The sequence below is a fragment of the Bacillus cereus group sp. MYBK227-1 genome, from assembly GCF_051916325.1.
GTDB lineage: Bacteria > Bacillota > Bacilli > Bacillales > Bacillaceae_G > Bacillus_A > Bacillus_A cereus.
In genome coordinates, this window is record NZ_JBQAGK010000001.1 from 1,093,691 (window position 1) to 1,117,596 (window position 23,906).

A 23,906-nucleotide genomic window follows, 5' to 3' on the forward strand; every position below is an offset into this window, starting at 1 on the left:
CATTTTTAAAAAATATATTAGATGCTAAGTAGAAAGGAAATGGTTCCTTTGATACCTAAAATTTTAATAGTAGATGACGATCCACACATTAGAGAACTCGTTTCGGTATTTTTAGAACGAGAAGGTTTTCAAACATATGAGGCAATTGATGGAGTAGATGCACTTCAGAAAATGGATGACGTAAAAGTCGATATGGTTATTCTTGATATCATGATGCCAAATATGGATGGATTTGATGTATGTTTTGAATTAAGAAAATACTATGATATCCCGGTTCTGATGCTAACTGCCAAAGGGGAAACATCACAAAAAGTAAAAGGATTTCACCTTGGGACAGATGATTATCTTGTAAAACCATTTGACCCTATAGAATTAGTAGTGAGAGTAAAGGCATTATTGAAACGTTACCAAATTACAGTTTCCCAATCGATTCAAGTTGGAAATGTATTATTAAATCGTAAAACATTCGAAGTTACATCTGGAGAACAAACGGTTACATTACCGTTAAAAGAATTTGAGCTGCTCTTTACTTTAGGGTCTAAATCGGGAAGAACTTGTTCGAGAGAGCAATTAATTGAAGAAATATGGGGATATGATTTTGAAGGGAATGAACGTACACTAGACGTTCATATTAATCGGTTACGTGAGAAGTTTCAAGAAGAGCAGTCGAAATTTAGTATTAAAACAATAAGAGGATTAGGGTATCGCTTAGAGGTAAGTAAATGAGAAAAAGAAAACGAATGAGTAAGTTGAAGATGCTGAAAGTATTTGGAGCGGTATTAGCGCTCTTTTCTTTTCTTACTATCATTTGGTCTATCGCATTTTATGTAGCAACTAGTTTATTGAATGCTTTTGACGTAAACGTATCGCCGTTTGTTGCCTTTCTAATTAGTGATATGGTCGGTTTTGTCTTTATTATTCTTATTTGGACATTGATTGGAATATTAATGAGACCAAAACGAGAGGCGATGATTTGGACTATTATTGAACCGATACAAAAAATTGCAAAAGGAGACTTCTCCGTAAAAATAAGAAATGAAGAAAAGTATGATGGTGAAATTGGCGTGCTCGTAAAAAGTATAAATGATATGACAGATGAACTGAATACGATGGAGAAAATGAGACAAGAGTTTGTATCGAATGTTTCTCATGAAATACAGTCACCGTTAACTTCTATAAAAGGATTTGCTAGAGCACTACAAGACGATAATCTTTCTGAGGAAAAAAGAAAGCATTATCTTACCATTATTGAAACTGAAACAACGAGATTATCTAAACTAAGTCAAAATTTACTAAAGCTAACTCTTTTAGAATCAGAAGAGTATACACCAGAAAGAGTGAGCTATCGATTAGATCAACAATTAAAGCAAATTGTGTTAAATAGTGAACCACTCTGGGCTGAAAAAGAAATTGAGTTAGAACTAGATTTAGAAAAAGTATATGTTATTGCTGACCAAGAAAGTATGAGTCAAGTGTGGATTAATTTAATTCATAATAGTATTAAATTTACTCCAAGCGGTGGTACGATTACTATTCAGTTAAAGGAACATGAGACAGTAGTGGAAGTGCGTATCCGTGATTCAGGAATTGGTATATCAGAAGAACAGAAACAACATATTTTTGAGCGTTTTTATAAAGCGGATTCTTCACGAAATCGTGCCTATGGAGGAAGTGGCTTAGGTTTAGCTATTGTAAAGAAAGTACTCGACCTTCATCAAGGAGAGATAAAAGTGGAGAGTGAGGAAGGAAAAGGTACTGAATTTATTGTGCGTATGCCGAATCATGAAGAGAAATAGTGTTAGAAGGAGAACCTTCTAACACTATTTCTCTTTAAAAATGCATTTACCGTTACTGCAATTATATTGAAAAGCTTTTCCTTCGCTTTTCATACTCATACACTCCCCTATGCTGGATTTGTTTTTATTTTACATGAATAATGGTAAAAAAATGAAACTTATAAATAAAAACTTTCTATAGTTACCTACAAGTAACCTACGCACATGAAAGTGCATCATTGCCTTTTTACATAAACATAGATACAATTTTAATATAATACATAACTGAGATGATTAAGGAGTGTTATACTTGGCAGAATTATTACAAGGTAAAAATGCTTTAATTACAGGAGCAGGTAGAGGGATTGGTCGCGCTGTAGCAATCGCATTAGCGAAAGAAGGCGTAAATGTAGGCTTATTAGCTCGTTCAGAAGAAAACTTAAAAGCTGTAGCAAAAGAAGTAGAAGCAGAAGGTGTAAAAGCTGTTATTGCAACTGCTGATGTTTCTTCATATGAAGAAGTAACAACTGCGATTGAAACGTTAAAAAATGGTTTAGGATCTATCGATATTTTAATTAATAACGCTGGTATTTCTAAATTCGGTAAGTTTTTAGAACTAGACGTTGCTGATTGGGAAAAAATCATTCAAGTAAACTTAATGGGTGTATACTATGCAACTCGTGCAGCTTTACCGAGCATGATTGAACAACAATCTGGTGATATCATTAACATTTCATCTACAGCAGGACAAAAAGGTGCACCTGTAACAAGTGCATATAGTGCTTCTAAATTTGGTGTCCTTGGCTTAACAGAATCGTTAGCGATGGAAGTTCGCAAACATAACATTCGTGTAACAGCTTTAACTCCAAGTACAGTAGCAACTGATATGGCTGTAGATTTAGGATTAACTGATGGAAACCCTGATAAAGTAATGCAAGCAGAAGATATTGCAGAATTTATCGTAGCGCAGCTGAAATTAAATAAACGTACATTTATTAAATCTGCTGGGCTTTGGTCTACTAATCCATAGGAATTAAATTTAACTTTAAAAGAAGGGATATCTATTCTGTAAGGGGTAGATGTCCTTTCTTTATTTTTTGTATTCGAGACAGAATTTTCGGTATAATTAAAAGTGAATGGTAGAAAGCATTGGGAAATTGAAAGGGATGGCAGTTGTAAAAGAGTGATGTAAGGAGGAACAAGGGATGAAAAAGAAGTTTCAAAAATTATAACATGTATCGTGTATAACGAGATTAGCTCGTGGACCTCCAATATACATAACACTATATTATATATTAAAAAATTGGAGGATATAAATAGATGAGAACTGAAAAAGAAATGTTAGACGTAATTATAAATATAGCAAAAGAGGATGAAAGAATTCGAGCAGTTATCATGAATGGATCGCGTGTAAATCCAAATGTGAAAAGAGATTGTTTTCAAGACTATGATATTATGTATGTTGTAAATGATATACAATCTTTTACGTCTAATCATAATTGGGTTCATAGATTTGGAGAAATAATGATAGTACAAATGCCAGAAGAAATGTCGTTAGTTCAACCAGATGAAGATGGGAAGTTTCCATATTTAATGCAGTTCATGGATGGGAATCGGATTGATTTAACGCTAGTTCCAGTTGAGTTAATAAAAAAGTTCGTTGGACAAGATAGTTTAAGTAAACTGCTTCTTGATAAAGATAATTGTATGGAAGGATTCCCGCCAGCAAGCGATAAGGATTACTTAATAAAAAAGCCTACAGAAAAAGAGTTTTTGGATTGCTGTAATGAATTTTGGTGGTGTAGTACAAATGTGGCAAAAGGGTTATGGAGAGAGGAACTTTCTTATGCAAAAGGAATGCTTGAAGGACCAGTGCGAGATATGTTCATCGTAATGCTAGAATGGCATATTGGTATGAAAACAGACTTTACAGTTAATACAGGGAAGTTTGGAAAGCATTTCGAGCAATATATTGAAGAAGATATGTGGGAGCAATTTAAAAGGACATTTTCTAATGCTGAATATGAAAACATATGGGAGTCATTCTTTGTCATGAGTGATTTATTTAGGGAAGTGGCGAACGAAATCGCTAACACGTATGAATATCAATATCCGCAAGAAGATGATGATAAAGTGACGAACTATTTAAAACATGTGAAAGCTTTGCCAAAAGATAGTACATCAATTTATTAATAATATAAAGTAGTAAGGCTGTCCTAATTAAGGACAGTCTTATTTTTGTTTATGAATAACAATTTCTCTAACAAAGTGCAGATGAATCACATATGAAAATTTAGGGAGGTTTTTTATCATGTATTATTTTTATTCGCCAGAAATGTTTGCTCCATATCAATGGGGACTAGAACGAGATGTTTCGTATGCTTATATGCCATATAACTCATTTTATTATGGAGATTATATAAGCGCATTGCCATACGCATATATCCCTCAAAGCTATGAAGTACAAATGAAAGCAGATGATCGTGGATCGTGGACACCATTTACATGGGTTGAAAAATATGCGTACGCATTTTCAGGACCGTATAATAAAGCGGAAGTAGCTCTTACATTTGATGATGGACCAGATTCAGAATTCACGCCAAAAATATTAGATAAGTTAAAACAACATAATGTAAAAGCTACTTTTTTCTTACTTGGTGAAAACGCAGAAAAATTTCCGAATGTAGTAAAGCGTATTGCAAATGAAGGGCATGTAATTGGTAATCATACGTACAGTCATCCGAATTTAGCGAAAGTAAATGACGCTGAGTACCGTAATCAAATTATAAAAACGGAAGAAATATTAAAACGTTTAGCCGGCTATGCCCCTAAATTTATACGTCCACCGTATGGTGAAATACTTGAAAATCAATTGAATTGGGCAACTGAGCAAAATTTTATGATTGTACAGTGGAGTGTTGATACAGTTGATTGGAAAGGTGTAAGTGCCGATACGATTACAAATAATGTGTTAGGGAATTCATTTCCAGGTAGTGTCATACTGCAGCATTCTACTCCAGGTGGGCATTTACAAGGATCTGTTGATGCACTAGACAAAATCATTCCGCAGTTAAAAACGAAAGGGGCACGTTTTGTAACACTTCCAAGTATGTTCCAGACATCAAAAGAAAGAAAGTGAATGTGTTATAAATTGGAAAAATAAGGGTTGTGTCGTATAATGAAAGTGTAAGTTAGGGGGGGATATAATTGATTGATGCACTAGTAAACATAGGAATAAGCATATTGATTGGTATTATTTTTATACTTGCGGCAATTATTCTTCAAAAAAATCCACCGACCGATATTAATGCGGCATATGGTTATCGTACGAAACGATCTATGAAAAATAAGGAATTATGGGATGCGGGTAACAGGTATAGTGCAGAAGTGATGAAGCAAAACGGATTTATCATGATGTTAATTGGAAGTGTTATTAGTATACTGTTTAGATATCCACATACAATAATAGTGATTATAGTGGCTATGCTGTTATTAATGATTCGTTTATTTATACAAGTAGAGAGTAGATTAAAAATCCTTGAACAATAATAAAAAATAGGACTCTACGCAATATTATGCTAGGAGTCCTATTTTATTTATAAACTATTATTTTTTAATAATTCTTTTCCTTGCTCTATAACAAATTCATAGTATGCAAGATCATACGGATAAATATCTTCAAATGTTATCGTAATCGGTGTATTGTTTAAGACTGAAATAGTCGTTAAAGATGAAATCTCTCCTTTTAATAGTTGTAGAAAAGAAGTTGCATGTACTTTCATCACATCGTCTACTTCTTCACCTGGTGCGAATGGAAGTGGATTGATGACATTGTGAAAATACATATGACAAAATTCACGATCAGTAAGATTTGAAATTTCATAATCTATTTTAAAGATTCCTTTGTATACTAAATCAGTAGTTTGAAAGGAAAGCCCCAATTCTTCTTCGATTTCACGAAGACCACCAATTTGTACATCTTCATCATGCATAATATGTCCAGCTGAAGTAATATCCCATATAAGTGGAGCTTCTTTTTTATTTTTAGAGCGTAATTGGAAATATAAGAATATATCTTTAGCATCTTTTTCTACAAACCAACAATGAAATGTTTCGTGCCAATCACCGTCACGATGCACTTCATCACGTAATTTCTTCCCAAGTGTATTTCTTTCATAATCAAATATTGTTAACCACTCTGTCATTTTAATTCCCCTTTCTGCAAATTTTATTATACAATATTCGTATTGAATTTTGGGAAAATAAAGAAAAAGGGGCGATTATAAGTGGAGATAGAGCGTATGGAAATAAAATCGATTATTTCAACAGAGGAAGAGTTACGGAAAATATTGGGGAAACCAAGTGAGCGAGCATTGAAAAAAGTTATTTCATCATTAGACCACCATTGTGTAGATTTCCTTTCTAAATCTCCTTTTCTAGTATTATCTACTGCAAATAAGTTGGGGGAGTGTGACGCCTCGCCGAGAGGAGACGCACCTGGATTTGTATACGTACTCAATAATAATAAAATTATCATTCCAGAAAGGCCAGGAAATCGTCGTATAGACTCCATTTTGAATATTATTTCAAATCCACGTGTAGGACTAATCTTTTTTATTCCAGGTCTTGGGGAGACACTTAGAATAAATGGCCGAGCGTATATTACAAACGATGAAGAAATTTTGAAAGAAATGCAGGCGAATGGACGCAATCCGTTGCTTGGAATTGTTGTTGAAATAGAAGAGTGTTACATTCATTGTGCAAAAGCGTTTATTCGTTCTAAGATGTGGAATCCAGAATCTTGGTTAAATAAAAAAGAGTTACCATCAGCAGCAAAAATGTTGCTGGAGCATGCGAAAGTGAATGCTTCAGAAGAAGATGTTGCACGTTCTTTAGAAGAAAGTTATACAAAAAGATTGTATTAAAAATTTTATTGATATAATTTTGTAAGGTGAGTATGTACGGGTTTTAGAATGGGGATTTATCCCGCATTAACGGGCAGTAACACCCCTACCTCAAAATTCAGCGAAAACAAAGAAGTCAGGTGGGGATCAACTGCCCGTAAAAGCCCGATTGGTGAAGGCTAATAATCAGTGGGGATGAACAAAATCCCCACTGATTAAAGTCTCACTTTATATATGAACCGTTGATTTATAAACTGGAGAAATGACAAAATAGGTAAATTGAGTGGCAGTTGCATAATGCTATTGTGAAATATAATAAAAAGTTATTTTGAAAATAGTTAGTAAAAATAGGCTTGCTTTTTAAAAAGTTGATAACTATAATAAGTTAACAAATAGACATGAACGAAAAAGTAATGATAAGGACACGAAATCATTTTTACGGTTTACAGAGAGGGAAGCCAAGGGTGTGAGCTTCCTAACACGAGAAATGATTTTACCACCTTTGAACTTCAATAGTGAACGAGTAATCTAGTAATTATTGACGGTATCAGCCGTTATCTGAACTTGAGCAATCTAGGGAGAAATACGTCTAGATTGGAACAAGGGTGGAACCACGAAAACACATTCGTCCCTTTCCTAGGGATGAGTGTGTTTTTTTACGGATTTAGAGATTGAAAATTTAAAATAATTAAAAAATAGTATTGATTTTGTTTTTTAGGCGAGTATAATGAGTTAACAAATAAACATGAACGAAAAAGTAACGATAAGGACAAGAAATCATTTTTACGGTTTACAGAGAGGGAAGCCAAGGGTGTGAGCTTCCTAACACGAGAAATGATTTTACCACCTTTGAACTTCAATAGTGAACGAGTAATCTAGTAATTATTGACGGTATCAGCCGTTATCTGAACTTGAGCAATCTAGGGAGAAATACGTCTAGATTGGAACAAGGGTGGAACCACGAAAACACATTCGTCCCTTTCCTAGGGATGGGTGTGTTTTTTTTATTACTTTGAAGGGAGGTGCGGTAACATGAAACGATTTATAAGTACGGAAATAACCACCACCTGCATGACAAAAAAGCAGAGTAAGGTGATTTATAGGTGTAACAATTAAACTTTTAGGAGGAGATTAGAAGATGAATAACGTTATAAATGTTGGAGTATTAGGTTTAGGTACGGTCGGAAGTGGTGTTGTTCATATTTTGAAAGAACATTATAAAAAAATCGCTCTTGATACAGGATACGAAGTGAAAGTGAAAACAGTCGTTGTACGTGATTTGGAAAAAGAACGCGATGTTTGTATTGACGGGATTGCAGTCACAAGTCATGCAGATGAAGTTCTAAATGATTCGAATATTGATATTGTAGTAGAGGTAATGGGCGGAATTGAAGAAGCGAAGCAGCATATTGTTAAGGCTTTACGAAATAAGAAACATGTCGTGACAGCAAATAAAGATTTAATGGCTGTATACGGTGCAGAGCTTCTTCAACTGGCGAACGATAATGATTGTGATTTATGTTATGAAGCGAGCGTAGCAGGCGGTATTCCAGTGTTAAGAGGACTAACTGACGGGCTAGCATCAGATCAAATTGAAAAAATAATGGGAATTGTAAATGGTACAACAAATTATATGTTAACAAAAATGAGTCAAAATGGGTGGTCTTATGAAGAGGCTTTACAGGAAGCGCAAAAATTAGGTTTTGCAGAATCGGATCCGACAGCAGATGTAGATGGACTAGATGCGGCGAGAAAGGTAGCAATTCTTGCAAACTTAGGTTTTTCGATGAATGTTTCATTAGATGATGTGCAAGTAAGAGGGATTCGAAAGGTCGAAAAAGAAGATTTACAAATGGCTGAAAAGTTAGGATTTACTATGAAGTTAATTGGGAAAGCAGAAAAACAAGGATCAGCCATTCATTTAAGTGTAGAACCGACGCTTTTACCGAGCCAGCATCCATTATCAAATGTGAATAATGAATTTAATGCAGTATATGTTCACGGTCAAGCGGTAGGAGAAGTAATGTTTTACGGACCTGGAGCTGGAAAGTTGCCAACTGGTTCTGCTGTAGTAAGTGATATTATTTCCATTGTTAAAAATATGAATCAAGTGCCGAAAAATAAAAGTGCGTTAAAAGAACCAGTTCCTTATGAATTACAAGGTGATGAAGAAGTAGTTTCGAAATATTTCTTGCGTATTTCATTACGAGATGAGCCTGGGATGTTACAAAAAATAACAGAATGTTTCGTTAATTACTCTGTAAGTTTAAAAGAAGTTATTCAATTACCTTTAAACCGTGAACTGGCAGAAGTTGTTGTTGTGACACATCGAACTTCCAAGTATCAATTCGAACGAGTTTTAGGAGCGATAGAAGCTGTCGCAAGTGAAATAAACAGTTACTACATTATTGAGGAGGAAAAACAATATGTATAAAGGACTATTAAAACAATATGCTTCTTATTTACCGGTGAATGAAAACACACCTGATGTCAGTTTAATGGAAGGAAATACACCTCTTATTCCGTTATTAAATATATCCAAGCAATTAGGGATTCAGCTATATGGTAAGTACGAAGGAGCGAATCCGACAGGTTCTTTTAAAGATCGTGGTATGGTGATGGCAGTTGCTAAGGCGAAAGAAGAAGGTTCAGAAGCAATCATTTGTGCATCAACAGGTAATACATCAGCATCAGCTGCAGCATATGCGGCACGTCTTGGGATGAAATGTATAATCGTAATCCCTGAAGGAAAGATTGCGCATGGAAAATTAGCGCAAGCGGTCGCTTATGGAGCTGAAATTATTTCAATAGAAGGGAATTTCGATGATGCACTTAAGGCTGTAAGAAATATTGCTGCAGAAGAGCCGATTACATTAGTAAATTCAGTGAATCCTTATCGAATTGAAGGACAAAAAACGGCAGCATTTGAAATTTGTGACCAATTGCAAAATGCACCAGATGTTCTAGCTATCCCTGTTGGGAACGCAGGGAATATTACAGCATATTGGAAAGGCTTCTGTGAATATGAGAAAGAAAAAGGTTATAAGAAGCCAAGAATTCATGGCTTTGAAGCAGAAGGAGCAGCGGCAATTGTAAAAGGGCATGTAATTGAAGAGCCTGAAACAATTGCAACAGCAATTCGCATTGGTAACCCAGCAAGTTGGTCGTATGCAGTAGAGGCTGCCGAGCAGTCTTGTGGTGAAATAGATATGGTATCAGATGAAGAAATTTTACATGCGTATAGGTTATTGGCAAAAACTGAAGGAGTTTTCGCTGAACCGGGATCAAATGCTTCATTAGCTGGCGTAATTAAACATGTTAAATCTGGAAAAATCAAAAAGGGAGAAACAGTTGTTGCAGTATTAACTGGAAATGGTTTGAAGGATCCTGATATCGCTATTTCTTCAAATCAACTAGACATCGCAAGTTTGTCAAATGATATAGAACAGATTAAAGATCATATTAAAGGGGTGATTATGTCGTGATACCATTAAGTGTTCGTGTCCCTGCTAGTACGGCAAATGTTGGTCCTGGATTTGATTCAGTTGGAATAGCTTTGTCATTGTATTTAGATGTGGTGGTTAAAGAAAAAGCTGATAAATGGCAAGTAATCCATTCCTTTGAAGAATCAATTCCGACAGACGATAAAAATTTAATCGTTAGCACGGCATGTAAAGTCTGTCCTTCTATATCACCCCATATAATAGAAGTTACTAGTAATATCCCATTAACAAGAGGGCTAGGAAGTAGTGCATCAGCGATTGTAGCTGGGATAGAACTTGCGAATCAACTAGGCAATTTGAACTTAACTGCTGATCAAAAAGTTCAAATTGCTACAAATTTTGAAGGACATCCTGATAATGTTGCTGCTTCTATATTAGGTGGAACTGTAATCGGAGCACTTGATGGAAAGGATATTTCCGTCGTAAGAATTGAGAGCAAGGAGTTAGGGGTAATTTCTCTTATTCCGAATGAAGAATTAAATACAGATGAAAGTCGATCTGTATTACCAAAGATGTTTCCGTTTCATGAGGCAGTTAAAGCTAGTGCGATAAGTAACGTATTAGTAGCTGCATTATGTCAAAAGCGGTGGGAAGTTGTAGGGGAAATGATGGAGAGAGACCATTTTCACGAGCCATATCGTTTAGAACTCGTACCGTTATTACCATCTATTCGTAAATGCGCAAAAGAATTTGGTGCGTACGGTACAGCACTTAGCGGTGCGGGACCATCTATTTTTATATTAACGCCATATGAGAAACGTCAAGAAATCGCTGAGCAATTAGCGAGAGTATTTACAGATATGAAAGTATGTGAGCTTGAAATCGACCATAAAGGTATTATTGTAAATAAGGAAGAGCATATTGGATCGTAAAGAAAGCTGGCATGGCTAGCTCTCTTTACGTTGCAAACCTATTTTAAATTAGGTTTTTTCGGAAAAAAATATAAAACAAATGTTGATTTTGAATAATGTAAGTAAAGAGTGCATTCATTTTGGAGGTGATTAAATGAATAAAGAGTCACCAGAAGAAAAAAGAGAGCGTATGAGACAAATTGAATTAAAAAGTAATCCTACGGGTTCTTTACATGACGGACTCAATAGAGCGGAAACAGGTAGTCCAGTTGATATAGCAGGCGGTATGAATTGGAAAGGTACAGGGATAATCATTTTAGTACTACTTTTAGGATACATTGTATACACTTATTTTTTCAGTTAAAGAATGCTTGTTAAAATTTTGATTTGTTTAGTTTCATAATTGTTGAGAAAAAATGCAGTTACTGTATTACATATCTTCTAAGCAAGTTATAGTTGTTCATATCAACTTTTAATAATCCAAATAGAGCTAGCAAAATGCTAGCTCTATTATTTTTTGCCACATTCCTGTAACAAACCACCTGTATATTCATTGGTGGAGGTGCAGAGGATGAAAAAAATGATAGCGATATGTCTTCTAACAACTATGCCATTTTCGACTTTAGTCGGTTGTGACGTAAAAGGTAGTAATGCTGTACAAGAGTCTAAAATAAAGAAATCGACGTATAAAGATTTTACTTATGATGTAAATCCAGAAACATTCACATTAACTGTAGAACATGAGGGGGTAAAGGAACAGGCATCACGACCCCTACCGAAAATGAAGGTATCGAATGTAAAAAAAGAAAAGGATCGTACATCGTGGGAATATCCAGATCAAAAAGTAAAAATAAAATTAGAAAAGAAAAAAGACCACTTAAACATTGAAGTGGAATCGACTGGTGCAGAAAGCTTTACATGGCCGAAAGTAGAAGCTGAAAATTATACACTTCCGTTATGGGAGGGTAAGCAAATTCCGAGCAATGATGAGAATTGGAAGAAGTTTTTAAAGGATGATGCATATTCATTTGCTGAATCATTTTCTATGAAGTTTTTCGCATTAAATGGTTCGAAATATTCAATTGTATATATTGCAAACAATATGTTTAATAATGAATTGAAGTTTCATTCGGATCCGAAAATAGGATTTGATTTTACACATGAATTTCCGAGCATAAATAAAAATAAAACATATGGATTTCAATTATATGTGACAAATAATGATGCGGTAAGCATTGCTAAACTGTATAAGGATGATATTGTTCGAAAAGGTGAATTTAAAACATTACAAGAAAAGGCTAGAAAAAATAAAGAAATCGAAAAGTTATATGGAGCGGCGCATTTTTATTTTTGGAATCAAAATGGTCTATCAGAAAATAATATAAATTGGCCAAAACTAAGGGAGCAAATAAATAGCCCGCTGTTTAGTCATATAAAAGAACTTATTCAAAAGAATAGTTCAGAGCCTGGGGAACTGAATGTATTAGATCAAGTAAGTAAACAAGATTTCATTGATAAGTATCAAAAAAATGTTATTTTACGTTATATAAACGAAGTATTATCCATGAAGGAATTTTATAAAGAGGATATTTTTCAAAACGTTGATCAGGAAGCTAGTGTGCTATTAAAGAAAGGTGTAGGTCACTTAACGAACACAGAATTGTATAGCTTAAATAAGCATTTATTAAAGTCGCTACTTGGTGATGCGGTTGAAGAGGTAAGTAAATGGGGTAATGCAGATGGAACGGACATACTAAAGGAAATGAAAGAGGTAGGAATAGAAAAAGCGTGGATTGGTCTGCCGAACTGGGAACAAGGATTTATGCAACCTAATTTCGTGACAAAAGCGAAGGAAATGGGGTATTTAGTTGGTCCGTATGATTCATATCATTCCATTCACGAAAAAAGTGATAAAAATTGGAACACAGCATCCTTTAATGACCCATCATTATATGAAGAGGCTACTGTAACGAAGAAAAACGGAGAAAAGGTGCAAGGCTTTTTAGGCAGAGGTCGCAAGTTAAACCCGACTTTATCGCTGCCTAGTGTAAAGGAACGCATGAATGATATATTACAAAATGGTCCTAAATATAATTCATGGTTTATTGATTGTGATGCGACAGGTGAAATTTACGATGACTATTCAGCGAAACATATAACGACACAAGAGCAAGATTTAAAAGCACGTTTAAAACGAATGGACTACATTGCGCAAGAAAAGGGTATGGTCGTTGGTTCTGAAGGTGGAAATGATTTTGCTAGTAGTACGATTGCATTTGCACACGGAATTGAAACACCTGTTATTAAATGGGACGATGAAGATATGCGGAAAAATAAAACAAGTCCGTATTATGTCGGTGGATATTGGTCACCAAATCAAAATGTTCCCGAAAAATATGCAAAACAAGTACCATTGAAAGAAGAATATAAACAAGTGTATTTAAACCCAGTATATTCGGTACCATTATATAAATTAGTATACAATGATTCCGTTATTACAACGCACCATTGGGAATGGGGAAGTTTAAAGGTAAAAGATGAAGTTGGAAATCGAATGCTGTCTGAATTATTGTATAATGTTCCTCCGTTGTACCATTTAGATGAAGTAGAGTGGAATAAGCATAAAAAAGAAATTACAGAGCATCTAAAAGTTTGGAATGAAGTTCATGAAAAAGCAGTAAAAGAAGAGATGACGAATTTTGCGTATTTGTCAGAAGATAAGCTAGTACAATCTGTTTCTTATGGAAAAAATATTAAAATCATTGTGAACTTCTCAAATGAAGACATGGAAGTAGAAAAAACGAAAATAAAAGCAAAGTCGGCTTTTATTGATAATCAGGGGAAGAAAAGCATGTATACGCCGTTTGAGAAATAATAACGTGAAATATACTGTATTCATAGAGGTTTTATCATTAGCTGGACTCTTTATTCATATCGTTTATCTGGAAAAAGATATCCTAATTTAAAATGAAAGAGTTAATGAATTTATAAATTTGCATGTTGCGAAGTGCTAAATTTTTGAAATTGGTAAATAGTGACTTGCCAAAAATAAGTACGAGAGTATAATGTGAAATGGAATACATATTGGGTTTTAGTAGTAACCTTACAAAATTGTAAGGTTACTGAAAGGAAATTCAATATGAAGATAAATAGACTTACATTATACTTGGTAAAGAGAAAGAGAGGCGAATGGGTATGAGCTCTGAATTAGAACAAAATACGAGAAGTAATAAAAAGCGTTCTAAAAGAAAGTCAATAAAATGGTTCATATTAATTCCATTTTTCCTACTTATTTTTGGAGGAGTAGGATATGGTTCGTTTATATATAATAAAGCAAAAGCTGTTGTAAATGATGCGTATGCGAAAATTGAAAAGTCATCAAAGCGTGATAAAGAAGTTGAACCTTTAAAGGATAATATTTCAATATTAATCATGGGTGTAGATGGAAGTGAAATGAGAAAAAGCCAATATGGCGAAGCAGTTCGAACAGATGCACTTTTATTAGCAACAATTAATAAAGATGATAAGTCTGTTAAGCTAGTAAGTATTCCACGTGATTCACGTGTTTATATTCCAACTAGAAAAAAATTAGATAAAATTACTCATGCTCACGTATTTGGTGGCGTAGAAAGCACACGCGATACGGTGGAAAGATTCTTAAATGTCCCTGTTGATTATTATGTGAAGTTTAACTTTGAATCATTCGTACAAATTGTCGATTCAATTGGTGGTATTGATATTGATGTACCAGTTACTTTCACTGAACAAGATAGTAAAGACCAAGCTGGTATGATCCATTTAGAAAAAGGTTACCAACATTTAAATGGAGAACAAGCACTTGCACTTGCAAGAACGCGTAAAATTGATAGTGACGCAATGCGTGGACAGAGACAGCAACTTGTAATAGAAGCAATTGCCAAAAAAGCGATGTCTGTTCAATCAATTAGCAAAATGGGCTCTTTACTAGATGCGGTTGATAAAAATATGAAAACGAACTTAACATTTGACGATATGCTTGCCATCACAAAAAATATGGCAGGATCTAATTTGGAAATGGAAAAATTGCAAATAGAAGGCACAGATAAACGTATCGGTGGTATTTATTATTACATTCCAAATGAAAAAAATGTAAAAGATATTTCAAAAAAATTAAATGATCATTTAGGTGTAACGCCAAAATCAGTCCGAAATGAATAATAAAAAAAGATTGGCTTTTGCCAATCTTTTTTTTTGGAATGTATTTGTAACTTTTCTGTAACGATTTTTTAGTTTAGAAAAATTATACTCATATGTATGAGTATAATGGATAGGTAAAAAAGTAAAAGGACATATTCAAAATTTGTGGTAAGGAAAGATATCATATGCAGAAATGGTTAAGTATGATGGGAATTATCTTTATATTGACTGGATGTAAAATGTCTGAAGCTCCAACAAGTCTAATGGAAGCTCCTACAAATGAAAAATGGATTAATGAATTAAAGGAACAAATTGATAAAGATTTACCTGTTAATTATCGCTTACTTACTCCAATGTCTAATAGAGATAAACAGACGACATGGTCAATGAATTTCGAGCGAGATAATAAAAAAGAAGCTGTCATCGTATATAAAATACCTAATGAAGATTATCATATATATTTAGCCGTATATGAGAAGAAAAATAATGGATGGAATATGAAGTCAACCTATACATTTGATGGGGAAGAAGTAGATATTGTTGAGGTAGGAGATTTCACAGGGAGTGGGAAAAGGGAACTATTGATAGGAATAACTACCAATCGTGATTTATTAGAAAACACAATGTATGTTTTTTCCGATGAGAGTGACGATATAAAGGAATTTTATAGACAGAAGTATACAAAGTTATTTATAGATGATTTAAACAAAAATGGTTTTAAAGACATAAGCCTTGTTTCGCATATGAAAGATGAACAGTTGAAGGTTCAGTTCATTGAAAAGTTTAAGGTATTGTCAGAGGTTACATTTGATCCGTATATAAATAGTATTCAAAGAATACAAATGGGTCGTATTTCTAAATCATTAAAGGCAGTTGTAATCGATGCGGGAACAGGGGCTCATTCAGGTATAACTTATGTAGCAAAATTTGATCAGGATCATTATGAAGTATTACCTATAGATGGGAAAGAAGATTTATTTAATGAATATGTTGTAGAAAGTAAAGATGTTAATGAAGACGGCATTATTGAATTTGTTCGTACTGTACGCCCAAAAGGTTGGGAAGATAAATCACATGGTGATAGTCCGCTTTTTGAACGTTACATACAGTGGAGTGAATCTGGAATTAAACCAATTGAAGAACGATATATAGATATAGAAAAAGGGTATTATGTGAAAATTCCTAAAGAGTTAATAGGGAAAATTACAATACCAGATCAGCAAAAAGAATCAAATTCTCAAAAGTTTTTGGATACAAGAACAAATAAAATATGGCTTGAAGTTCATATTTTTAAGCGGAAAGAATGGTTCAATATAAAAGGCTACAGCGCAGCAATTAAAACGGCTTCTCACGTATATGCAGTACCGAAGCAATCGGAATTTGAAAAAGTGAAAGCATATATAAAACCGCTAGCGGATTATCAACAAGAGTAGGAGGTGGGAATTATGTCAAAAATTTTAGTTTTAGAAGATGAATTAACGATCCGTAGCTTTATTGTTTTAAATTTAAAACGTGCTGGATTTTATGTAATAGAAGCTACTACTGGAGAAGAAGCGTTACAAATTTTGAGTGAACAAACTGTTGATATAGCACTGCTGGATGTAATGTTACCGGGGATTGATGGTTTAGAAGTTTGTAAGGCTATCAGGAAAGAAAATGAAAAAATGGGTATTATTATGTTAACTGCACGTGTACAAGATGAAGATAAGGTGCAAGGACTAGGAATAGGTGCAGATGATTATATTGCAAAACCGTTTAGTCCAGTAGTATTAACTGCACGTATACAGTCTTTATTAAGAAGAATAGAAGTACATGAAGAAAAAACGAATATTGTTACGTCAGGTCCATTTTCGTTAAATATTATAGAAGAAAGATTGTATAAAGATGGACAATTAGTCGATTTAACACCTACAGAGTATATGATATTACAGTATTTAATGAATCAGGCTTCAAAGCCAGTTTCGCGTGATGAAATTTTAAATATGATTTGGGGAACCAATTACGTAGGTGAGACGAAAGTAGTAGATGTAAATATGAGACGGTTACGTCAAAAGATAGAATGTAATCCATCAGAACCTGAATTTATTCTTACGGTGTGGGGAAAAGGATATGTGTGGAAGGAAAGTATAAGATGAAACGGAAAGTGACTTTATATTTTATGACGGTCATTACACTTATGCTTGTATTATTTGAAGTTGTATTTTCAGTCTCAATTTATCGATACTATTATAATGGTATTGTGCAATATATAGAGTCTCATGCGAAAACGAGTACACGTTTTTTTTCAGAATACAATTCACTATACTTTATTCGATTACAAGAATATAGTGGTGACATAATTAGTAGCTTTCAATTAGAAGGAACAGAATTACAGTTAATTGATCGTCACGGCTCGGTTATACAATCTTCAAGTGGTGAAAAGGTAAAAGGTAAAGTGAATATTCCACAATCATTATTAGAAGGTGAAATATATAATCAAGTTACTACGAAAGGTAATAAAAAACAACTAGAGGTGCTAAGCCCACTTATACATCAAGGACAAACTATTGGTGTTTTAAAATATACGACTGTTTTAACAAATGTAAATAAAAAGATTATTGAAATTATTACGTTTACTATTTCTGTAGGTATTGTTATTTCGGGAGTCGCCTTCTTAATTAGTAGACGTTTGGCAAATTCATTTGTTGAGCCAATTGAATCCATTATTCAAGCCTCTTCACAAATTGCAGAAGGCACATTAAAGCAAAAAATTAAAGAAGATTATCCTGGAGAATTAGGTGAATTGGCACATAGTTTAAATTATATGGCCTATAAAATAGATAAGGCTGAGCAGATGAAAAATGAATTCATTGCTTCTATTTCGCACGAAATACGAACGCCTTTAACAGGAATTAAAGGTTGGAGTGAGACGTTAAAAACAGTAGATCATTTAACAGAAGAAGAAATAAAGCAAGGTATGGGCATTATTTCAGGTGAGACAGATAGATTGATTCATTTAGTAGAAGAATTGCTAGATTTTTCAAGATTACAATCAAATCATTTTAATTTATATAAACAAAAGGTGCAGTTGTACGATATACTAGAGGAGACGATTTGGCAATTAACTCCTAAATCGGAAGAGAAGGAAATTCAATTTATTACTACTATAGACCGAATTGAATTGATGGGAGATCGAAATAGGTTAAAGCAAGTTTTCTTGAATATTGTTCAAAATGCAATTAAGTATTCACATAAAAAAAGTACAATACACATTGAAGCGACTAAAATAGAAGGACAAGCAGTGATTAAGGTAAGAGACGAAGGGATTGGAATTGCTAAAGAACATTTACCATATATTGAGCAATCATTTTACCAAATTAATAATCATGCTGCAGGTGCAGGTATTGGTTTAGCTATCGTTAAAAAAATGGTAGAGCTTCATGGCGGTGTGCTTAGTGTTACAAGCAAAGAAGGAATAGGAACAACAATTTTGATAAAACTCCCATTATAATACAAATAAAATCTATTTATATGGTGAAATAAAAATAAATAGATGTATAATTATATTGGGCGATTTATATATAAGATTAATAGGGAGAGGAATTCGATAGAATGGAAAAAGCTTTAAAAATTAAACAAATAGTAGTCGTTTTAATAGCGATTGCCGCAGTAGCTATTGGGTATTACATGTTTCAATCAATTACTTCACCAGCAAAAGCTGTTGCGAAACAAGAAAATGTAGTGCAGCTTGCAAGTGAACAGCCGAAAGTTGAAATGAATAAAACGGCACCAAGTCGTTTTAATGGAAAAGAAAGAAAAGTTGCTTATCTTACATTTGACGATGGGCCAGGGAAATATACGGCTGAATTATTAAATACGCTAAAACAACATGATGCGAAGGCGACGTTCTTTTTAATTGGAGCGAATGTAAAAGAATTTCCTGATTTAGTGAAACGTGAAAATGCTGAGGGTCATTATGTAGGCATGCATAGTATGACACATAATTTCGCAAAGTTATATAAAAATGGCGAGTATGTAAATGAGATGAAAGAAGATCAAGGTTTAATCGCTAATATTATTGGGAAATCACCTAAATTAACACGTCCTCCATATGGTTCGATGCCTGGATTGAATGAAGGTCTCCGAAATAAAGTGGTAGAAGGCGGATTTAAAGTATGGGATTGGACAATTGATTCATTAGATTGGAGATACAATAAAATGCCAGTTGATGCAGCTGCAGCACAAATTGCTCAAAACGTATTAACAAACGCAACAAAACCACAAGAAGTAATTTTAATGCATGATATTCACCCGCAATCAGTTGCTGCTGTGCCAGCAATTTTAAAGGGGCTAAAAGAAAAAGGTTATGAGTTTGAAGCTTATCATGAAGAGAGTCACTTCCCAGTGAACTTCTGGCATGATAACCGTATGTAATGGAGGAATGAACGTTGAAGTATGGAAAAGTAGCAGTAGTTGGAGCATTATCAGTAGGACTTTTAACAGGTTGTTTCGGTGAAAAGCCAGAAGAAAATCTATATACAGCTTTTGAAACAGCAGCAACACAAGAAAAATCTTTAGTGGATGAAGCAAAAAAATTAGAGCAGTTAGAGAAACAAGGGCAAGAATTATATGCTCAAATTTTGCAAGAAGGTAAAGATCATAATGAAGCAGTTGTGAAGAAAATAGAGCAAGCTACTGCAAATGTAGATGATCGTGAAAAAGTATTGAAAAGTGAGAAAGAAATGCTAGAAAAAGCACAGAAGGAAACGAAATCTGTTCAAAGTAATATAGAGAAGATTGAAGATAAGAAGTTACAAAAACAAGCAAAAGCAGTAGAAGAGTTGTATAAGAATCGTTATGATGCATTCCAAAAGATGAATGAAAATTACACGAAAGTGTTAGCGACTGAAAAAGAACTGTATGAAAAATTAAAAGTAAAAGAAACGAAATTAAAAGAAATCGGTGAAAAAGTTAAAACTGTTAATGAATTAAATGTGGAAGCACAAAAGTCGAAAGAGCAGTTTAACAAATTTACAAAAGAGTATAATGACAGTAAATTAGCATTCTACAAAGGTGCAGAAATTAAGATTAAAGATCAGAAATAAAGAAGAATCTAAAGTGTAATAAAAAGCCGGAGAAACATCGTTATAAATGTTTTTTCGGTTTTTTACGTTAAATGAATAGAAAAGACTGGAATTGATATCATAAAAGAGTTATAGTGAGTTATTCTAAGGGAAACATTGTAAAGTAAGGAGAATAGGAATATGTCATATGAATTTTTACTCAAATTAGGTTTAGCACTCTTTTTAGGATTATTCATCGGGATAGATAGGCAGCTAAAGAATAAACCACTTGGTGTGAAAACAAGTATGGTTATTTCTGTAGCAAGTTGTTTAATTACGATGGTTTCAATTGAATCTGTGCATGTATATTCTGTTCCAGGACATACAAATATGGATCCGATGCGACTGGCCGCTCAAATTGTTAGTGGAATTGGTTTTCTTGGCGCAGGTGTCATTTTACGAAGAAGTAATGACGTTATTTCTGGATTAACAACAGCTTCTATGGTGTGGGCTGCTTCAGCTTTAGGAATCGCAATTGGTGCGGGATTTTATTTACAAGCGACAGTTGCTATGGTTTTAATTATTTTAGCGATTAATGTACTTCCGCAACTTGTGAAAATTGCAGGACCGTATTCATTAAGACAAAAGGATTTATCTATAAAAATTACTGTTAAAGAGCATCATGAGTTAGATGGTATATTTAAGCAAATTAAAAATTTAGGCATGCATGTGAAACGCGTGAAAATTAAAGATATAGATAGTGGAGCATTTCAGCAACTAGAGATGGTTATTTTAGCTCCAGAAGATTTATATACAACAGAATTATATAGTTCCCTGAAAGAGATTGATCGAGTAGTTTCAGTTGAAGTGGAAAGTAGATAATTGTGATAAAAAAGAGTGAAGTGAATTCACTCTTTTTTATTTGGATTTTTAAGGAATGAAATTGATATAATGATGAGTAATAAAGGGGGAGAAATGATGGGAATACATATTAGAAGAGCAATAAAGGATGATATACAAGGTATAGCAAAGGTGCATGTCGATAGTTGGAAAGCAACGTATAAAGGGATATTTGCTGACGAAATTCTAGATAATATAGCATATGAGAAACGAGAAAAACAATGGGAAGATATTTTTCAAAAAGAGGGTAATCATCAATTTAGATTTGTAGCAGAGAATTTAAATGGAGAAATAGTTGGATTCATCGATGGGGGAGTAGAAAGAACTGGTACATATAATTGTGATGGAGAATTATATGCAATCTACCTTTTACAAGAGTATCAAGGAATGAAAATAGGACAAAAGTTATTTCAAGCTTTATTATCGGATTGTATAAATAATGATATGCAATCACTTTTAGTTTGGGTTGTTACGAATAATCCTTCTAAAAAGTTTTATGAAAAATTTAACCCAGAAAAAATTGATACAAAATTTTTAGAGCGATTACAGGTAGAAGAGACAGCATATTGCTGGAGAGATATAAATAATATTATTATGTAAATTTTATGTTTGAAAGAGGTATACCAATTAAGGTATACCTCTTTTGTTTAAACATTTTGGATAGATTACTAATGAAAAATAGTAAGTATGTAGTTTGAAACTGAGTATTTTTTTGTGTATTTTTAACTAGATTAAAGAAAAGAGGGAAAACAATAAAAATTAAAGCAGATAAAAAAATTCTGAAATATACTATTGAATTGAATATCATTATCAATTAGAATCATAGTTGATAACGATATTCAATTATCAATTGTAATATGAAATTCTCATAGCGTTAATATAAAGAGGAGGACCAACATGCAGCATGCGAAACAAATCGCAGAACATGCAACATTACAAAGCTTTTTAAACTGTTATTTAAGAGAAACAGGGAGTGGAGAATGGATTACAGAGGATGAAAGAATGAAGAGTATCTTCAGTAATACGTTGAATAGAGATACAGTCCCCACATATTTATGTTGTCGGCTATCGGCACAGAACGTTACTTTGTATGGAGAAGTTATATATAAATCATCAACAGATCGCCATTTGTTTGGAGAACAATTTTATTATCAAATTGGAGATAGTAATTCTGTTATTACAGCAGATTACGTTACAGTTATTACATTTTTAATAAAAGAGATGTCTATCAACTACGGAGAAGGAACGAATCCTGCGGAACTTATGCTTCGAGTCATTCGTAGTTGTCAAAATATTGAGGAATTTACAAAAGAGAGAATAGAAGATAAATCCGCATTATACGGTTTCCATACAACTTTTATAGAAGCGGAGCAGTCTTTATTATTTGGGCATTTAACTCATCCTACACCAAAGAGTAGACAGGGGATATTGGATTGGAAAAGTGCAATGTATTCTCCAGAATTAAAAGGAGAATGTCAGCTTCATTATTTTCGGGCACATAAAAGTATAGTAAATGAAAAATCATTATTATCAGATTCTACAACAATGATTATAAAAGAAGAATTAAGCAATGATGAGACGGTTAGTAAGGAATTTATAGCGAAGTACTGTAAGGAAGATCAATATGCATTAATTCCAATTCATCCGCTTCAGGCAGAATGGCTCTTGCATCAAGCTTACGTACAAGATTGGATAGTTCAAGAATTGCTTGAGTATATTGGACCTGTAGGTAAGTATTATATGGCAACATCATCACTAAGGACACTGTATCATCCCGATTCGAAGTATATGCTTAAGTTTTCATTTCCGGTGAAAGTAACGAATTCAATGCGTATTAATAAACTGAAAGAACTTGAGAGTGGTCTTGAAGGGAAGGAAATGTTAAATACGGCTATTGGTGAAGTACGAGAAAGATTTCCAGGATTTGATTTTATTTGTGATCCAGCCTTTATTACATTAAATTATGGAACACAAGAATCTGGATTTGAAGTAATTATTCGTGAGAATCCTTTTTATAGTGAACATGCAAACGACGCAACATTAATTGCTGGGCTAGTTCAAGACGCTATACCTGGAGAGCGTACGCGGTTATCGAATATTATTCATCGTCTAGCAGATTTAGAAAGTAAAAGCTGTGAAGAAGTAAGCTTAGAGTGGTTTAGACGATATATGAATATTTCTTTAAAGCCAATGGTATGGATGTATTTACAGTATGGTGTTGCATTAGAAGCTCATCAGCAAAATAGCGTTGTTCAGCTAAAAGATGGTTATCCGGTCAAATATTATTTCCGTGATAATCAAGGATTTTATTTCTGTAATTCAATGAAAGAAAAGCTTAATAATGAATTAGCTGGTATTGGAGAACGTACTGGAAATTTATATGACGACTATATTGTGGATGAGAGATTTCGTTACTACTTAATTTTCAATCATATGTTTGGCCTCATTAATGGTTTTGGCACAGCAGGATTAATTAAGGAGGAAATTCTTCTCTCGGAATTAAGGTCTGTACTTGAATCATTCCTTCCGTCTAACCGGGAACCTTCAACATTTTTAAGAGAATTATTGGACGAAGATAAGTTAGCGTGTAAAGCAAATTTACTAACGAGATTTTTCGATGTCGATGAGTTAAGTAATCCATTAGAGCAAGCAATTTATGTGCAAGTACATAATCCGCTCGTTAGAGAAGTGGCTGTTCGTTCATAAATAGCGTTAAAATTTCACGTAATACAAATAATGGTATTTTGTCATAAGG

The 23,906-nt window shown here is 33.7% G+C and carries 22 protein-coding genes, 1 pseudogene and 2 other annotated features; of the genes and pseudogenes, 21 read left to right on the forward strand and 2 right to left on the reverse strand.

Annotated elements, in window-relative coordinates; translation table 11 throughout:
• Positions 1–48: 48 nt before the first annotated feature.
• On the forward strand, positions 49–726 hold the full coding sequence (gene hitR / locus ACTFRM_RS05820; protein WP_000612414.1) for an envelope stress response regulator transcription factor HitR: 678 nt from the start codon (positions 49–51) through the stop codon (positions 724–726).
• A complete protein-coding gene (hitS, locus tag ACTFRM_RS05825) occupies positions 723–1,796 on the forward strand; it encodes an envelope stress sensor histidine kinase HitS (RefSeq protein ID WP_001231627.1) in 1,074 nt (357 codons plus the stop codon). Before hitR ends, hitS begins: the two co-directional genes overlap by 4 nt.
• A 24-nt stretch (positions 1,797–1,820) precedes the next feature.
• Here the strand turns inward: hitS and ACTFRM_RS05830 are convergent.
• Positions 1,821–1,889 (reverse strand): annotated as a pseudogene (locus tag ACTFRM_RS05830) (DUF3139 domain-containing protein); the annotation flags it as partial.
• Positions 1,890–2,085: 196 nt separating this feature from the next.
• Here ACTFRM_RS05830 and ACTFRM_RS05835 point away from each other — a divergent pair.
• The 4 genes from ACTFRM_RS05835 to ACTFRM_RS05850 all read left to right on the forward strand — a co-directional run bounded on the left by ACTFRM_RS05835 (position 2,086) and on the right by ACTFRM_RS05850 (position 5,324).
• The gene (locus tag ACTFRM_RS05835; RefSeq protein ID WP_000818985.1) at positions 2,086–2,805 is read left to right on the forward strand and encodes a 3-ketoacyl-ACP reductase; all 720 of its coding nucleotides are present in this window, start codon (positions 2,086–2,088) and stop codon (positions 2,803–2,805) included.
• Between the two features lie 290 nt (positions 2,806–3,095).
• Positions 3,096–3,968, forward strand: a complete 873-nt coding sequence (locus ACTFRM_RS05840; RefSeq protein WP_001258540.1) for an aminoglycoside 6-adenylyltransferase — start codon at positions 3,096–3,098, stop codon at positions 3,966–3,968.
• Positions 3,969–4,086: 118 nt separating this feature from the next.
• Entirely contained in the window at positions 4,087–4,914 is an 828-nt protein-coding gene (locus ACTFRM_RS05845) for a peptidoglycan-N-acetylglucosamine deacetylase (RefSeq protein ID WP_000291203.1), read from the forward strand.
• A gap of 71 nt (positions 4,915–4,985) precedes the next feature.
• Positions 4,986–5,324 carry an SdpI family protein gene (locus ACTFRM_RS05850; RefSeq protein ID WP_440043156.1) on the forward strand — a complete coding sequence of 113 codons (339 nt, stop codon included), beginning with the start codon at positions 4,986–4,988 and terminating at the stop codon, positions 5,322–5,324.
• Between the two features lie 47 nt (positions 5,325–5,371).
• On the opposite strand, the gene ACTFRM_RS05855 is transcribed toward ACTFRM_RS05850, so the two are convergent.
• A complete protein-coding gene (locus tag ACTFRM_RS05855) occupies positions 5,372–5,980 on the reverse strand; it encodes an NUDIX hydrolase (protein ID WP_440043120.1) in 609 nt (202 codons plus the stop codon).
• A gap of 81 nt (positions 5,981–6,061) precedes the next feature.
• On the opposite strand from ACTFRM_RS05855, the gene ACTFRM_RS05860 reads away from it, so the two are divergent.
• From ACTFRM_RS05860 to ACTFRM_RS05930, 15 genes are all read left to right on the forward strand, one after another.
• Complete coding sequence (locus ACTFRM_RS05860; protein WP_000402134.1) at positions 6,062–6,700, forward strand: pyridoxamine 5'-phosphate oxidase family protein; 639 nt, start codon at positions 6,062–6,064, stop codon at positions 6,698–6,700.
• Between the two features lie 383 nt (positions 6,701–7,083).
• Positions 7,084–7,315: a binding site (T-box leader), on the forward strand.
• 115 nt (positions 7,316–7,430) lie between these two features.
• Positions 7,431–7,662 (forward strand) — a binding site (T-box leader).
• Positions 7,663–7,817: 155 nt separating this feature from the next.
• Positions 7,818–9,113 carry a homoserine dehydrogenase gene (locus tag ACTFRM_RS05865; RefSeq protein WP_016124457.1) on the forward strand — a complete coding sequence of 432 codons (1,296 nt, stop codon included), beginning with the start codon at positions 7,818–7,820 and terminating at the stop codon, positions 9,111–9,113.
• Positions 9,106–10,164, forward strand: coding sequence for a threonine synthase (gene thrC, locus ACTFRM_RS05870; protein WP_000276434.1), 1,059 nt, complete (start codon positions 9,106–9,108; stop codon positions 10,162–10,164). The genes ACTFRM_RS05865 and thrC overlap by 8 nt, the downstream gene beginning before the upstream one ends.
• On the forward strand, positions 10,161–11,054 hold the full coding sequence (gene thrB / locus ACTFRM_RS05875; RefSeq protein WP_000612682.1) for a homoserine kinase: 894 nt from the start codon (positions 10,161–10,163) through the stop codon (positions 11,052–11,054). Before thrC ends, thrB begins: the two co-directional genes overlap by 4 nt.
• 133 nt (positions 11,055–11,187) lie before the next feature.
• Positions 11,188–11,397 carry a DUF6366 family protein gene (locus ACTFRM_RS05880; protein WP_001031473.1) on the forward strand — a complete coding sequence of 70 codons (210 nt, stop codon included), beginning with the start codon at positions 11,188–11,190 and terminating at the stop codon, positions 11,395–11,397.
• Positions 11,398–11,604: 207 nt separating this feature from the next.
• Positions 11,605–13,908 (forward strand): glycoside hydrolase, encoded by a 2,304-nt coding sequence (locus tag ACTFRM_RS05885; protein ID WP_000738105.1) that lies wholly within the window; start codon positions 11,605–11,607, stop codon positions 13,906–13,908.
• 320 nt (positions 13,909–14,228) lie between these two features.
• On the forward strand, positions 14,229–15,230 hold the full coding sequence (locus ACTFRM_RS05890; RefSeq protein WP_002182662.1) for an LCP family protein: 1,002 nt from the start codon (positions 14,229–14,231) through the stop codon (positions 15,228–15,230).
• Positions 15,231–15,394: 164 nt separating this feature from the next.
• Positions 15,395–16,642, forward strand: coding sequence for a hypothetical protein (locus ACTFRM_RS05895; RefSeq protein ID WP_001174871.1), 1,248 nt, complete (start codon positions 15,395–15,397; stop codon positions 16,640–16,642).
• A gap of 12 nt (positions 16,643–16,654) precedes the next feature.
• Positions 16,655–17,344, forward strand: coding sequence for a response regulator transcription factor (locus tag ACTFRM_RS05900; RefSeq protein ID WP_000036068.1), 690 nt, complete (start codon positions 16,655–16,657; stop codon positions 17,342–17,344).
• Positions 17,341–18,699: a sensor histidine kinase gene (locus ACTFRM_RS05905; RefSeq protein WP_440043121.1), complete on the forward strand. Its 1,359-nt coding sequence runs from the start codon at positions 17,341–17,343 to the stop codon at positions 18,697–18,699. Before ACTFRM_RS05900 ends, ACTFRM_RS05905 begins: the two co-directional genes overlap by 4 nt.
• A gap of 101 nt (positions 18,700–18,800) precedes the next feature.
• Entirely contained in the window at positions 18,801–19,622 is an 822-nt protein-coding gene (locus ACTFRM_RS05910) for a peptidoglycan-N-acetylglucosamine deacetylase (protein WP_000409484.1), read from the forward strand.
• A 14-nt stretch (positions 19,623–19,636) separates the two neighbouring features.
• A complete protein-coding gene (locus tag ACTFRM_RS05915; protein WP_440043122.1) occupies positions 19,637–20,293 on the forward strand; it encodes a YkyA family protein in 657 nt (218 codons plus the stop codon).
• A 159-nt stretch (positions 20,294–20,452) separates the two neighbouring features.
• On the forward strand, positions 20,453–21,133 hold the full coding sequence (locus ACTFRM_RS05920) for an MgtC/SapB family protein (protein WP_000119510.1): 681 nt from the start codon (positions 20,453–20,455) through the stop codon (positions 21,131–21,133).
• 96 nt (positions 21,134–21,229) lie between these two features.
• Complete coding sequence (locus ACTFRM_RS05925) at positions 21,230–21,751, forward strand: GNAT family N-acetyltransferase (RefSeq protein WP_000511208.1); 522 nt, start codon at positions 21,230–21,232, stop codon at positions 21,749–21,751.
• A gap of 297 nt (positions 21,752–22,048) precedes the next feature.
• Positions 22,049–23,857: an IucA/IucC family protein gene (locus ACTFRM_RS05930; protein ID WP_001163349.1), complete on the forward strand. Its 1,809-nt coding sequence runs from the start codon at positions 22,049–22,051 to the stop codon at positions 23,855–23,857.
• Positions 23,858–23,906 lie beyond the last annotated feature (49 nt).

Bases quoted from the DNA above. Each gene is read 5' to 3' on its own strand.
- hitS (WP_001231627.1), top strand. From the start codon at position 723: ATGAGAAAAAGAAAACGAATGAGTAAGTTGAAGATGCTGAAAGTATTT.
- ACTFRM_RS05840 (WP_001258540.1), top strand. From the start codon at position 3,096: ATGAGAACTGAAAAAGAAATGTTAGACGTAATTATAAATATAGCAAAA.
- ACTFRM_RS05845 (WP_000291203.1), top strand. From the start codon at position 4,087: ATGTATTATTTTTATTCGCCAGAAATGTTTGCTCCATATCAATGGGGA.
- ACTFRM_RS05855 (WP_440043120.1), bottom strand. From the start codon at position 5,980: ATGACAGAGTGGTTAACAATATTTGATTATGAAAGAAATACACTTGGG.
- ACTFRM_RS05865 (WP_016124457.1), top strand. From the start codon at position 7,818: ATGAATAACGTTATAAATGTTGGAGTATTAGGTTTAGGTACGGTCGGA.
- thrC (WP_000276434.1), top strand. From the start codon at position 9,106: ATGTATAAAGGACTATTAAAACAATATGCTTCTTATTTACCGGTGAAT.
- ACTFRM_RS05880 (WP_001031473.1), top strand. From the start codon at position 11,188: ATGAATAAAGAGTCACCAGAAGAAAAAAGAGAGCGTATGAGACAAATT.
- ACTFRM_RS05885 (WP_000738105.1), top strand. From the start codon at position 11,605: ATGAAAAAAATGATAGCGATATGTCTTCTAACAACTATGCCATTTTCG.
- ACTFRM_RS05890 (WP_002182662.1), top strand. From the start codon at position 14,229: ATGAGCTCTGAATTAGAACAAAATACGAGAAGTAATAAAAAGCGTTCT.
- ACTFRM_RS05895 (WP_001174871.1), top strand. From the start codon at position 15,395: ATGCAGAAATGGTTAAGTATGATGGGAATTATCTTTATATTGACTGGA.
- ACTFRM_RS05900 (WP_000036068.1), top strand. From the start codon at position 16,655: ATGTCAAAAATTTTAGTTTTAGAAGATGAATTAACGATCCGTAGCTTT.
- ACTFRM_RS05905 (WP_440043121.1), top strand. From the start codon at position 17,341: ATGAAACGGAAAGTGACTTTATATTTTATGACGGTCATTACACTTATG.
- ACTFRM_RS05910 (WP_000409484.1), top strand. From the start codon at position 18,801: ATGGAAAAAGCTTTAAAAATTAAACAAATAGTAGTCGTTTTAATAGCG.
- ACTFRM_RS05920 (WP_000119510.1), top strand. From the start codon at position 20,453: ATGTCATATGAATTTTTACTCAAATTAGGTTTAGCACTCTTTTTAGGA.
- ACTFRM_RS05925 (WP_000511208.1), top strand. From the start codon at position 21,230: ATGGGAATACATATTAGAAGAGCAATAAAGGATGATATACAAGGTATA.
- ACTFRM_RS05930 (WP_001163349.1), top strand. From the start codon at position 22,049: ATGCAGCATGCGAAACAAATCGCAGAACATGCAACATTACAAAGCTTT.